Source organism: Streptomyces sp. SID3343, from assembly GCF_009865215.1.
GTDB lineage: Bacteria > Actinomycetota > Actinomycetes > Streptomycetales > Streptomycetaceae > Embleya.
This window is the reverse complement of the sequence record NZ_WWJX01000096.1, coordinates 1-12,743: the sequence shown is the minus strand read 5'-3', so window position 1 is coordinate 12,743 and position 12,743 is coordinate 1. Positions and strand designations below refer to the sequence as shown.

Annotated in this window: 9 protein-coding genes; 4 read left to right on the top strand and 5 right to left on the bottom strand. The window is 69.8% G+C overall.

Annotated elements, in window-relative coordinates; genetic code table 11:
- The first annotated feature begins 134 nt into the window (after positions 1-134).
- The gene (locus tag GT354_RS02875) at positions 135-713 is read left to right on the top strand and encodes a dihydrofolate reductase family protein (RefSeq protein WP_161354557.1); all 579 of its coding nucleotides are present in this window, start codon (positions 135-137) and stop codon (positions 711-713) included.
- Positions 714-1,006: 293 nt separating this feature from the next.
- On the opposite strand, the gene GT354_RS02870 is transcribed toward GT354_RS02875, so the two are convergent.
- Together GT354_RS02870 and GT354_RS02865 are read right to left on the bottom strand one after the other, a co-directional pair.
- Positions 1,007-1,504 (bottom strand): GNAT family N-acetyltransferase, encoded by a 498-nt coding sequence (locus tag GT354_RS02870; protein ID WP_161354556.1) that lies wholly within the window; start codon positions 1,502-1,504, stop codon positions 1,007-1,009.
- A 12-nt stretch (positions 1,505-1,516) separates the two neighbouring features.
- Positions 1,517-2,557: a winged helix-turn-helix domain-containing protein gene (locus GT354_RS02865; protein ID WP_161354555.1), complete on the bottom strand. Its 1,041-nt coding sequence runs from the start codon at positions 2,555-2,557 to the stop codon at positions 1,517-1,519.
- Between the two features lie 167 nt (positions 2,558-2,724).
- Between GT354_RS02865 and GT354_RS02860 the strand changes: the two genes are divergently transcribed.
- The 3 genes from GT354_RS02860 to GT354_RS02850 all read left to right on the top strand — a co-directional run bounded on the left by GT354_RS02860 (position 2,725) and on the right by GT354_RS02850 (position 7,238).
- Positions 2,725-3,990: an alpha/beta hydrolase gene (locus tag GT354_RS02860; RefSeq protein ID WP_161354554.1), complete on the top strand. Its 1,266-nt coding sequence runs from the start codon at positions 2,725-2,727 to the stop codon at positions 3,988-3,990.
- A gap of 387 nt (positions 3,991-4,377) precedes the next feature.
- Complete coding sequence (locus GT354_RS02855) at positions 4,378-6,057, top strand: alpha/beta hydrolase (RefSeq protein WP_346011818.1); 1,680 nt, start codon at positions 4,378-4,380, stop codon at positions 6,055-6,057.
- 326 nt (positions 6,058-6,383) lie between these two features.
- Entirely contained in the window at positions 6,384-7,238 is an 855-nt protein-coding gene (locus GT354_RS02850; RefSeq protein WP_161354553.1) for an SDR family oxidoreductase, read from the top strand.
- A 33-nt stretch (positions 7,239-7,271) separates the two neighbouring features.
- Here the strand turns inward: GT354_RS02850 and GT354_RS02845 are convergent, their stop codons facing one another.
- From GT354_RS02845 to GT354_RS02835, 3 genes are all read right to left on the bottom strand, one after another.
- Positions 7,272-8,141, bottom strand: coding sequence for an LLM class flavin-dependent oxidoreductase (locus GT354_RS02845; RefSeq protein WP_161354552.1), 870 nt, complete (start codon positions 8,139-8,141; stop codon positions 7,272-7,274).
- Positions 8,142-8,510: 369 nt separating this feature from the next.
- A complete protein-coding gene (locus tag GT354_RS02840) occupies positions 8,511-10,865 on the bottom strand; it encodes a glycoside hydrolase family 18 protein (protein ID WP_161354551.1) in 2,355 nt (784 codons plus the stop codon).
- 228 nt (positions 10,866-11,093) lie between these two features.
- Positions 11,094-12,656 carry a glycosyl hydrolase family 18 protein gene (locus tag GT354_RS02835; RefSeq protein ID WP_346011819.1) on the bottom strand — a complete coding sequence of 521 codons (1,563 nt, stop codon included), beginning with the start codon at positions 12,654-12,656 and terminating at the stop codon, positions 11,094-11,096.
- Positions 12,657-12,743: the final 87 nt, after the last annotated feature.

Below are 12,743 nucleotides of genomic sequence, written 5' to 3'. Positions count from 1 at the left end.
ATCCCCCGATCCCCGATCCCCCGAGTCGGCGTCAGGACCGCGGCAACGGGGACACTCCCGGAAGACCTGCCGGTGCCGATGCCGGTACCGGTGCCGCTATGAGAGTCGAACACAAAACTGAGACGAGGTTCGAGATGAGAAGAATCGTCTTGTCCATGTCGGTGTCGCTCGACGGGTTCATCGAGGGCCCCGAGCAAGAGATCGACTGGCATCTGGTCGACGACGAGTTGCATCTCCACTTCAACGAATATCTGCGCGGCATGGGGGCGTTCGTGAGCGGACGCGTCACGTACGACCTGATGGCCGGGTTCTGGCCGACGGCCGACGCCGACCCCGCGTGTGCTCCCGTGATGGCCGAGTTCGCCGGGATCTGGCGGGACATGCCCAAGATCGTGTACTCCAGAACCCTGCAACAGGCCGACTGGAACACCACCATCGTGCGCGAAGTCGTCGCCGAGGACGTCCTCGCCCTGAAGGCGCAGCCCGGCGGCGACCTGGTGATCGGCGGCCCCGACCTGGCCGCGACCTTTCGACGCCTCGACCTGATCGACGCGTACCGCGTGTACGTACACCCCGTCCTGATCGGCCGCGGCAAGCCGCTGTTCGGCCCATCCGACACCAGAACCAACCTGCGCCACACCGAAACCCGAACATTCGGCAACGGCGTCGTCCTGCTCGGCTACGAGCGGGTCGAACCCGACCCGCCGAGCTGAGCCGATCCGAGCTGGGCCGGGACGGGACGGGACGGGACGGGACGGGACGGGAAGCTCGGCGTCGGCCTGGCTGGACGGCCTCGCCGGGATCGCCGCCGTCCGAACCGGTCGCCGACGCGGTCCGCCACTCCGGGTCGCCGGACTTCGCCGTCGAGGCGTTTCTGTCGGAGGGCGACCGGCGCGGCGCCATCGGTGTACGGGTCTCCGACCGCGACACGATCGGCGATCCGTACGAGTACGTCGACTACTCGCGCGGCGAGAAGACGCGTAGGGACGCGCGGGCGGCCGTACGGCTACGCCGGGGTGGCGAAGGTGATCCATACGTCCGGGGGCAGGTCGGGGCGGTTGGGGACCAGGCGGTGTTCCTCGGTCCAGGTGGTGTCGGCGAGGGCGGTGGCGACGCGGCGCCAGAAGCGCACGGCCGTCGGGTTGTCGTCCTGGAAGGCGACCTCCCACAGGCCGGGGTGTTCGGCGACCACCTCGCGGACGGCCCGCAGGCCGATCCCGGTCCGTTGCGCGCCGCGGACGACGAAGAAGCTGTTCATCACCCGAGTCGGACCGGACAGGCCGCGGACGAGAGCGAACCCGACCGGGCGCTCGCCGAGCGTCAGCAGGTAGGCCGCCCAGTCGGGGTCGTTGACCGCGGACCGAAGGCGTTCGTTGCGGAACGTGCCGTCCGGGCGGGGCAGTTGGTCGCGGAACTCGGACAGGTCGTGGGAGAACATCAGCCACAGCCGCTCCAGGGCGGCGTGGTCTTCGGTGTCGGCGCGGCGCACGGACAGGTCGACCATGACGGTTCTCCTTCAGATCGTGTTCGGCGACGCCGTGGTGCGGCGGCGTACCAGCATGGCCCCCAGCGCGGTGCGCAGGTGTACGACCGAGCGGCCGGCGCGGACCGTGGTGATCAGGCCCGCGCCGCGCAACGCGGCGGTGTGGGTGGAGACCGTGGCGTTGCTGACGCGCAGTCGCCGGGCGACGTCGCTCGTGCTGTGCTCGTTCGCGAGCAGGAGCAGGATGTCGAGCCGGGTGCGCCCGAGTACTCCGGCCAGCGCGTCGTCACCGCCGCCCACCTCGGCCGGCCCCGGCGGCAGACCCGGGCCGGCCGCGAAGGTCACGTACAGCGGGCGATCGGGCAGCCAGGAGACGAGCGGATGGCCGGTCCAGTGGAACGTCGGCAGCAGCACCACGCCACGACCGCACAGCTTGACGTCCCACTCGCCGGGACCGTCGACCTCCCAGACGTCCCCGACTTTCCCCACTTTCCCGACTTTCCCGACTTCGCCAACGCCTCCAACGCCTCCAACGAATCGACTGCCGGGCACGAGCGCGGTGAGGGCGGCGCCGATGCCGTACTCGGCCGCGATCAGCGCGTACCGGGTGAACTCGGCCTGATGCAGATCCTGTACGAGGGGCCACACCGGGCGCAGCACCGCGTCGAAAGCCGCGTGCTGGGCGCGAAGCAGGACGCGCCAGGCGTGCGCGTCGCCCCGGTGCAGGTCGCGGATCCACGGCGGGGGCGGAGCGGGATGCCCGGCGTACACCCGCTCGATCTCGGAGCGGACCAGCGCCGGCCGCGCGGAGCGTACCGTCTCCAGTCCCTCCTTCAGCGTGTCGCTGAAGACGTCGAGGAAGTTGGGCGCCGCCGGCCCCGGGACCACGTCCCGCAGCGGCTCGACCGCGCCCGGCAGGGAGCGCAGTGTCCTGCGTCGCCAGCGGCCGAAGAGCACGTCCTCGTCGGGGATGCCCATCTTCATCAGGGCCACGTTCAGTTCCAACAACGGGGCCGGTCGCGGCGCGAACCGGACTCGGCTGAAGTCGGCCGCGGTGAAGTGGATCCGGATCACTACTCTCCCCGGCGCCGCGGCGCCATCCTTTCGGGCCTGGCCTGAACCATCGCCCACTCCTCCCGTCGGACGCGAACATCGGGTCGTGCCTTCGCCGTTCATTCACGCAGACGGCCGCCGCACAGCACCAGGACCGAAGTCACAGCGCACGAGGGAGAGCCATCGCCATGCCCCACGACCACGCCCCCGAACCGACCCGCCGGACCGTCGCCAGGTCGGCTGTCCTGGCAACCACCGCACTGCTCCTCGCGGGCGGCACCGTCGCCCGAGCACAGCCCGGGAGGGCGCAGCAGGCGCCGACCGGGGGTGACGTGGTCCCGACATTGCCGGCGCCGACCGGCCCGCACCGGCTCGGGGTCACCACCCTGTATCTGGTCGATCGCTCGCGGCGTGACCCGTGGGAGCCGGCGATCCCCGTGCGGGAGGTGATGGTCACGATCTTCTATCCCGCCCGCACCGTGCGCGGCTTCCCGGTCGCGCCCCAGATGAGCCGAGGTGCCGCGGACACCTTCACGGGCTTCGATCCGGCCGTCCTGCACCGGGAGTTGCCGATGGCGGGGGTGAACTGGGCGGCCACCGCGACGCACGCGCACACGGGCGCGCCCGCGCAGCCCGTACGCAGGCCGGTGCTGCTGTACAGCCCGGGCGGCGGCGACCCACGCACGATGGGCACCGGCCTCGCCGAGGAACTGGCGAGCCACGGCTGCGTCGTGGTGACCATCGACCACCCCGGGGACGCCGGCGAGGTGGAGTTCCCCGTGGAGATGGAGGGACGGGACGGAACCGTCCGGCCGACCGTCTTCCGGGGGAACCCCCGCGACAACCCGCAGATCTTCCGCACCGCGATGGACACCCGGATCACCGACACCCGCTTCGTCCTGGACCGGTTGCACGACCTGGCCGCCGGACGAAACCCGGACGCACTGGGCATCGCGTTGCCCGAACACCTGGGCCGGGCACTGGATCTGCGCCGGGTTGGCATCTACGGCCACTCGGCGGGCGGCACCGTCGCAGCCCAAACCCTGTACGAGGACCGCCGCTTCGGCGCGGCGATCAACCTGGAAGGCTACCTGGACCAAGCCCCCGAAGCGCCGGGACGCGACGGAGACCTGTACCCGGTCGCCGCACACGGGGTCGACCGACCGCTGCTCCTGCTCGGAACCGACGGCTTCGCCGACCGCAACGGCCTGAAACGCTCGTGGTCGGCCATGCTCGCCCACCGCCCCGGCCACACCACCCACCGGCAACTCGACCACGCCAACCACTGGGTGGTCACCGACTACGCCGCCATCGCACCACAGTTGCAGTCCGCCGACCTGATGACCCCCACCAACCGCAACCAACTGATCGGCACCATCCCCCCATCCACATCAATCCCCCTGATCCGCCGACACGTACGGTCCTTCTTCACCCACAACCTCCCACCCCACTGACCGGCCTCTGCTCCGAAGTGCCCTGCTACGAGGTGACGTTGCCGAAACACGGGTAGATTCGGTGAGTCTCGTGCGTCTTGTCGACACGCGGAGCGCGCAACTCGGCCTGCAGGCGAGTCCGGGCGTCCGCGAGTGTCTGCAGGCGTTCCTCCAGCCGGCACCTTGTCCGTGCCGTCGAGGTCGAGTCGGGCCGCTTGGCGCGATTCGGCGAACAGCCTTCGGGTACCGAATTCGGGGTGAAATACCCCTATCGGCATGGACTCCGACACATGCGCGCACGACAGCGACGGAACAACGCGGCACGTATTGCGCCCATTTGGGAGGCCGACATTCTTGACGGGGATATCGCCGTGCGTCGCCGTATGGGCAGGTGGTATTTCTTGTCCCGTGATCACTCTTTTCCAGGCGACGTCCTTCCGTCGCTCCATACCTGCGGCCCTGGCTTTGCTGTTGGCCGCAGGGTGTTTCGGTGGCGGCGCCGCGTCCGACGCCGCCGACGCGAAGCCGGTTCCCGCATCGCCGACCACCGCTCCGACCGCGACCGTTCCGGCCGTGGTGACACCACCTCCCGCGCCGCCGAAGCCCAAGGGTGCGGCCGACCCCGCACTGCGTTCCTTCTACGAACAGAAGATCGCCTGGAAAGCCTGCGAGGACGACCCGGCGACGAAGAAGAAGGACGAGGGCGATTTCAACTGCGGGACGCTCAAGGTCCCGATGGATTACACCGCTCCCGAGGGCAAGTCCCTGGACATCGCCGTCATGCAATATCCGGCGGCGAAGCCCGACAGGAAAATCGGGTCGCTCGTGTTGAACCCCGGCGGACCGGGTGGGTCCGGGCAGGATTTCGTCAAATACGGCTTTTCCGAATTCGACGGCGTCCTGCACGACCGGTACGACGTCCTCGGCTTCGATCCGCGTGGTGTGGCGGCAAGTTCCCCCATCCGGTGTATCGACGACAAGACCCGCGACAAGCGCAACGCCGAGGACTCGCCGCGCGATCCGGCTGCGCGCAAGGCACGTGGTGAAGAGAGCAGCAAGGAATTCTCCGCCGCGTGCAAGGAACAGGCGGGCGACCTGTTGAACTTCGTAGGGACGCGCAACCAGGCTCGCGACATGGACGTACTGCGCGGCGCCGTCGGTGACACGAAGCTCAACTATCTCGGCGTCTCGTACGGCACCTACCTCGGCTCCCTGTACGCGGAGGAGTTCCCGGATCGCGTCGGTCGCCTCGTGCTGGACGCCGTGGTCGACCCGGCTGCCGACCAGCTCGACGCGTCGGTGGACCAAGTGGCCGGCTTCGAGCGCTCGTTCCAGGCGTTCTCGGCGGACTGCGCCGCCCGCGTCGGATGCCCACTCGGCAACGATCCGGACAAGGCGTGGCAGGTCGCCGCCGACTTCCTCGACGGGCTCCAAGATCACCCACTGCCCACGCAGGACGCCGGCCGAAAGCTGACCTCCAGCCTCGGCTGGACGGGAGCGAAGAGCTTGCTGTACGGGGACAAGGACCAGACGTGGAAGCTTCTGCGCGAGGCGTTCGACTACGGCATCAAAAGCAAGAACGGCGGCGCGCTGCTGTTCTACGCGGACAACCAGATGGGTCGGGACAAGGAAGGTCACTACGACAACAGTCAGGACTCCAGGACTGCGATCAGGTGTGCCGACGGCGCCGCCGCCGCCTCGTCCCCCGAACGGATCGAGCAGATTCTCGCCAAGCTCCGCGCCAACGCACCTCGGATGACGAAGGACACCGTCGCATCCGACCTGGAGGGTCCCGGCTGCGAGTTCTGGCCGTACAAGACGCCCGAGAAGCCACACGTGATCCGCGCGGAGGGCGCCGCTCCGATTCTGGTCGTGGGGACCACCGGCGACCCGGCCACGCCGTACGCCGCCTCCGAGAAGTTGTCCAAAGACCTCGCGAACGCGACGCTGCTGACTCTCAAGGGCGAGGGTCACGGTGCGTTCGGTCGCGGGAACACATGCATCGAGTCCGCAATCAACGCGTACATCGTGGACGGCACGCTCCCGGCAGCCGGGACGAAGTGTGAGACCGAGAAGAAGAAGAAGTAGACGGTAGTAGACAACCGACGTCGGCCGACGGGCCGACCCGACCGACCGCGACCCGAACACCCGGGTCGCGGTCGGTTCGGCGCTTTCACGGGAGGAACGGGCCGTAGCACAATTCTTGGGGGTTCGATCGGTACGTGTCTTCTGCCATGATCGCCGCCGGTTGGGACCGAGAGGAACAGGCGTCGCGGTGGATTTTGTTCGGGTCGAGGCGTTGGGCCGGGTGGTTCCGTTTCGGGTTTGGGCGAGGCGACACAGGACGCGACGTCGATGGGCGTTACAGCACCGAGTCACCCGAAGGAGCAGCAGTGATAGCGGACCGTATGAGGTTGGACGGGCGAACCGTGGTCGTGTCGGGGGCCGGTGGTGGCGGTATCGGTACGACGTGCGCACGCGGGCTGCTCGAAGCGGGGGCGACCGTGGTGGGGGTGGACCGTGACCCGGAGCGGCTGAACGCTGTCGAGGCCGATCTCGCCGACGCGGTGGGCGCGGGTGGGCCCGCCGGCACACTTGTCACGTTGTGCGCGGACATCTCGACCGCCGAGGGTGTCGAGGCCGTGGTCGAGGCGGCCGTCGCCGCGCCCGGCGAGTTGTACGGGCTGGTCAATGTGGTCGGTGGCAGCCTGCTCCCGCACTGGGCGCCCGCGCTCGACTTCGCGCGCGCCCAGTGGGAGCAGTCCCTCGACCTGAACCTGCATCACGTGATGTTCCTGTCCCAGGGCGTGGCCCGGCATCTGGTCGCGCGAGGGTCGGCCGGCTCGATCGTGACGATCTCGTCGACCGGCGGCGTGATCGCGGCGCCCTACCACGTCGGCTACGGCACCGCGAAGGCCGCGGTCCTGGGCCTGACCCGCACGCTCGCGGTGGAGTGGGGGCAGTACGGGATCCGGGTCAACGCGGTCGCGGCCGGTTCGATCACCACGCCGCGCGCGTCGAGTACCCCGCAGGACCCGGCGTTCGCGGGCCGCGGGGTACCGATGCGCCGGCGCGGTACGCCGGCCGACGTCGCGGCGGCGGTGTTGTTCCTGATCTCCGACCTCGCCGCGTACACGACCGGCGCGGTGATCCCGGTCGAGGGCGGCGCCCTCAACCGGCTGGGCCTGTTCGACGAGGACAACGTGCCGGTCCACGTCACCAACCCGCGGATCCTGGCCCGCATCCGGGGCGAGGAGGAAGCGGGGTAGGCGCCTGGGCCGAGGAAACCGAGGGACCGGCCGTCAGAGTCCCAACGCCTCGCGGGTGCGCGCGAGTTCGTCGGGGTCGGCGGTCGTCGGGACCAGGAAGAGTTCGTCGAAGCCCGCCGCGCGGACCGTGTCGACCGCGTGCCGCAGCGCCTTGGGCGTGTAGGCGCTCACGTTCTCGGCGACCGCCTCGCCGATCTGGTCGCCGAACACCCGCAGGTAGTCGAACGCGTAGCCACGCAACCGGGCTTCGGCGTCGTCGCCGAGGGCGTACCACAGGCTGGTCGACAGGTGCGGCGCATCGGTGCGCCCCGCCTCGCGCCACGCGGTGCGGACCCGGTCGGCGACGTCGCGCAGGGTGTCGAGATCCGGCGCGGCCACCGCCGAGCCGTCGTCGACGCCCATCGCCCAACGGGCGGCGCGGGCGGTCGCCTTGGGGCCCATCGCGCCCGCCACGAGCGGCGGGCCGCCGGGCTGTACGGGCGGCGGACCGACCGGGTCCAGGTCGGGTTCGGGAGGGGTGCCGGCCCAGATCGAGCGCATCGTCGCGATCTGGTCGTCCATCCGCTGCCAACGCCGGTCGAAGGGCGCGCCCACGGCCCGGTAGTCCTGCTCACGGCCGCCGACCCCGACGCCCACGGTCAGCCGGCCCTCGCTCAATCGGTCGACCGACGCGAGGTCCTTGGCCATCCGCACCGCGGAGTGTGACGGCAGGATCACGATGGTCGTGCACAGCCGTACCCGCTCGGTGAGCGCGGCGGCCGCCGCGAGTTGCACCATGAGCGAGTGGCTGGAGTAGGTGATCCGTTCCGGCACGGCCAGGCTCGACCACGGGCCCTCGTCGATCCCGTGGCACCACCGCAACACCTCGTCGCGGCCGTGCGGGAGCATCGTCGGCAACGTCATCGCTATGTCCATGTCGCGGGATGCTGTCGTACCCCGCGACAAGGATCAATGGCCGAAAGGTCAATGATCGGAAGGTCGATGGCCGTACGGTTTATGGCCGTACGGTTCATGCCGTACGGTTTATGGCCGTACGTTCGACGGCCGCGACCCGTCGTGGGGTCGCGGCCGGGTGGTGGACCGGCCCGCCGCCGGTGACATCGGGTGGCTACCGGCGGCGGGGGTCGTCTCGGGGTGGACGGCGGCCGGCACTCGGCCGACCGCCGTCCTCGGGCTTCGGGCTTCGGGCCCCGGGCCTCCGGCTTCGGGCCTCGGGCTTCGGGCTTCGGGCCTCCGGCTTCGGGCCTCGGGCTTCGGGCCTCGAGCCGCTCCTCAGCCGCCGAAGTACGTGTCGAAGTTGCGGGAGAAGTCGAAGTTGTTGAACCGGTCCCAGTTGACCGACCACGTCATCAACCCGCGCAGCCCCGGCCACTTGCCGTGTACCGGGTACGAGCCGCAGTTGGTGTTCTTGGTCAGGCAGTCCAGTGCCTTGTTCACCTCGCCGGTGGAGACCCAGCCGTTGCCGGCCTGGACCGACGCCGGCATGCCGATCGCGACCTGGTCCGGGCGCAGCGCCGGGAACACGTTGGCGGTGTTGCCCGCCACCGGGAAGCCGGTGAGGAGCATGTCGGTCATCGCGATGTGGAAGTCCGCGCCGCCCATGCTGTGCCACTGGTTGTCCAGGCCCATGATCGAGCCCGAGTTGTAGTCCTGGACGTGCAGCAGGGTCAGGTCGTTGCGCAGGGCGTAGATGACGGGCAAGTACGCACCGCAGCGCGGGTCCTGGCCACCCCACTGACCGGTTCCGTAGTACTGGTAGCCCAGTTGCACGAAGAACGTCTCCGGCGCCATGGTCAGCACGAACTTGCTTCCGTACTTGGCCTTGAGCGTCTTCACCGCCGAGATCAGGTTGACGATGCCGGGCGTGGTCGGGTTCTTGAAGTCCGTGTCGCCGGTGTTCAGCGACAGTGAGTGGCCCTCGAAGTCGATGTCGAGGCCGTCGAGGCCGTAGTCGTCGATGATCTTGCCGACCGACTCGACGAACTTGTCCCGGGCTGCCGTCGTGGACAGTTGGACCTGTCCGTTCTGGCCGCCGATCGAGATCAGTACCTTCTTGCCGGCGGCCTGCTTGGCCTTGATCGCGGCCTTGAAGTCGGCCTCCGACTCGACGGTCGGGCACTCGGCGACCGGGCACAGCTTGAACCGGATGTCGCCGGAGGTGACCGAAGTGGGCTCGCCGAAGGCGAGGTTGATGACGTCCCAGCTCGCGGGTACGTCGGCCATGCGGGTGTAGCCCGAGCCGTTGGCGAAGCTCGCGTGCAAGTAGCCGATCAGCGCGTGCGGGGGCAGTTCGCCGCCTCCGCCGCCGTCGGTCGCGGTGGTCGCGGTGACGGCCGCGGACTTCGCGGACTCGCCGGCCGCGTTGGTCGCGCTGACCTGGAAGCTGTAGGAGGTGGACGCGGTCAGGCCGGAGACCGTGGCGCTCGTGCCGCCGGCCGCCTGGGCGAACACGCCGTTGCGGTAGACGTTGTAGCCGGTCGCGCCGGAGACCGCGGACCACGACAGCGGGACGGTCGTGGTGGTCGGGGTGCCGGCGGCGAGGCCGGTCGGGGTGGCGGGGAGTTGGGTGCCGCCGCCGGCGGTGGTCGCGGTGACGGTCGCCGACTTGGGCGATTCCCCGGCCGAGTTGGTCGCGGTGACCTGGAAGCTGTACGCGGTGGACGCGGTCAGACCGGCGACGGTGGCGGTCGGCCCGGTCGCGGCTTGGGCGAACACGCCGTCGCGGTACACGTTGTAGCCGGTCGCGTCCGGGACGGCGTTCCAGCTCAGCGGGACGGTCGTCGAGGTCGGCGTCCCGGCGGCGAGGCCGGTGGGCGCGGCGGGGAGTTGGGTGCCGCCGCCGGCGGTGGTCGCGGTGACCGTGGCCGACTTGGGCGATTCCCCGGCCGAGTTGGTCGCGGTGACCTGGAAGCTGTACGCCGTCGACGCGGTCAGGCCGGAGACCGTGGCGCTCGTGCCGCCGGCCGCTTGGGCGAACACTCCGTTGCGGTACACGTTGTAGCCGGTCGCGCCGGGTACGGCGGTCCACGTCAGCGGGACGGTGGACGAGGTCGGCGTACCGGCCGCGAGGCCCGTGGGAGCGGCGGGGATCTGGGTGTTGCCGCCGGGGCCGATCAGGGACAGGTCATCGGCGTAGTAGGCGCCGGTGCCGTACCAGCCGTGCGTGTACAGCGTGACCGAGGTCGTGTTCGGGCCGGTCTTGAATGTCGTGCTCAGGCGCGTGTAGTCCGGCGCCGACCCGGTCCACGTGGACGGGTCGGTGGTGCCGGTCCCGGTCGCGCCGAGGTAGACGTAGCTGCCGCGAACCCAGCCGGCGAGCGTGTAGTCGGAGGAGGGCTGCACGGTGACGGTCTGCGTGCACTTGGCGTTGTCGCTGCCGGCGGGGGTGGCTTTGAGGGCCGAAGTGCCGCCGTGCACGGGGGTGGTCGCCGCGACACCGCTGCCGGCGGTACAGGTCCAGCCGGACAGGCCCGCCTCGAAGCCGCCGTTCACGACGAGTTCGGCGTTTGCCGCGTCGGCCGATCCGGCGACGGCGGTGAGCATGGCGGCGGTGAGCAGCGCGGTACTCGCGGCGGCGATGAGGGGGCGGACCCGCCGGCGGGGGCGGGCTTGATGGGGTACAGGCATGGGTTCCCTCGCGTGATCGGGACGGAGTTCACGGGGACGGGGGCGAACTTCACGGGGGACGAGGCGAAGTTCGCGGGGTCGGAGTCCACGGAGATCGAAGCTCACGGGTGGCGGAGCGAAGTCCGCGTGCTCGAGGCGAAGTTCACGTGAACGTGGGTGCGGTGAACGAGCCCGGGCCGGCTGCGTGGTCCGGCCCGGACTCGGATGAGGGGTGGTGCCTGTCGGGTGCTACGGAAGCGTGTCCAGGTGCGGGCCGACGGTGTTGGAGAACTGGTTGCCGTTGAGGGCGTCCCAGTTCGTGGACCACGTCATGGCTCCGCGCAGCGACGGGTAGGTCTTGGTGGGCTTGAAGGTCCCGCAACCGGTGCCCTTGGTCAGGCAGTCCAGAGCGTTGTTGACCACCGACGGCGAGACGTAGCCGCCGCCCGCGCCGCGCGGCGAGGCCGGCAGACCGAGACCGACCTGCGACGGGGCGAGACCGCCTTCGAGCTGGATGCAGGCGAGGCCGGTCATGAAGTCGACCGTGCCCTGGCTGTAGACCTTGCCGTCACAGCCGAGCATCGCCCCGCTGTTGTAGTACTGGGTGTTGACGACGGTGAGGATGTCCTTGATCGCCAGCGCGGTCTTGAAGTACTCGGTGCCGGTCGACTGCATGTCGAGGGTCTGCGGCGCCATCGTGATGACCAGGCTCGGGCCGACCTTGCCGGACAGCGAGCGCAGTGCCTGGCTCATGTAGGTCGAGTTGATGCCGTTTTCGAGGTCGATGTCGACGCCGTCGAAACCGTAGGTCTGGATCAGCGTGTAGAGCGTGTTGGCGAAGTTCGTCGCCGACGACGAGCTGTTGACGGAGACGGTGCCCTTCTCGCCGCCGACCGAGATGATCACCTTCTTGCCGGCCGAGTGCTTGGCCGCGATGTCGGCCTTGAAGGCCGCCTCGGTGTAGTTCAGGGCGGGGTCGAGGGTGAAGGAGACACCGCCGGGCGTGCTGGTGGCGTCGGCGAACGAGACGGCGATGATGTCGTATTCGGCCGGCACCTGCGCGATGGTCTGGACGGTCGCGCCGTTGTTGAAGTTCTGCCAGTAGCCGGTGAGCACGTGCTTGGGCAGGTTGCCGCCGCCCCCGCCGGTCGTGGTGGCGGTGACCGTCGCCGACTTGGGCGACTCACCGGCGGAGTTGGTCGCGCTGACCTGGAAGCTGTACGCGGTCGACGCGGTCAGGCCGGTGACGGTGGCACTCGTACCGGTCGCCGCCTGCGCGAACACCCCGTTGCGGTACACGTTGTAGCCGGTCGCGCCCGGGACGGCGTTCCAGCTCAGCGGCACACTCGACGACGTCGGCGCACCCGCCGCCAAACCGGTCGGCGTGCCCGGGATCTGGGTACCGCCACCGGTCGTGGTCGCGGTGACCGTCGCCGACTTCGGTGACTCACCGGCGGAGTTGGTCGCACTGACCTGGAAGCTGTACGCCGTGGACGCGGTCAGGCCGGACACCGTGGCACTCGTACCGGCCACCGACTGCGCGAACACACCGTCGCGGTACACGTTGTAGCCGGTCGCGCCCGGGACGGCGTTCCAGCTCAGCGGCACACTCGACGACGTCGGCGCACCCGCCGCCAGCCCGGTCGGCGTGCCCGGGATCTGGGTACCGCCACCGGTCGTGGTCGCGGTGACCGTCGCCGACTTCGGCGACTCACCGGCGGTGTTCGTCGCGGTGACCTGGAAGCTGTACGCGGTCGACGCGGTCAGACCGGACACCGTGGCACTCGTACCGGCCACCGACTGCGCGAACACACCGTCGCGGTACACGTTGTAGCCGGTCGCGCCCGGGACGGCGTTCCAGCTCAGCGGCACACTCGACGACGTCGGCGCACCCGCCGC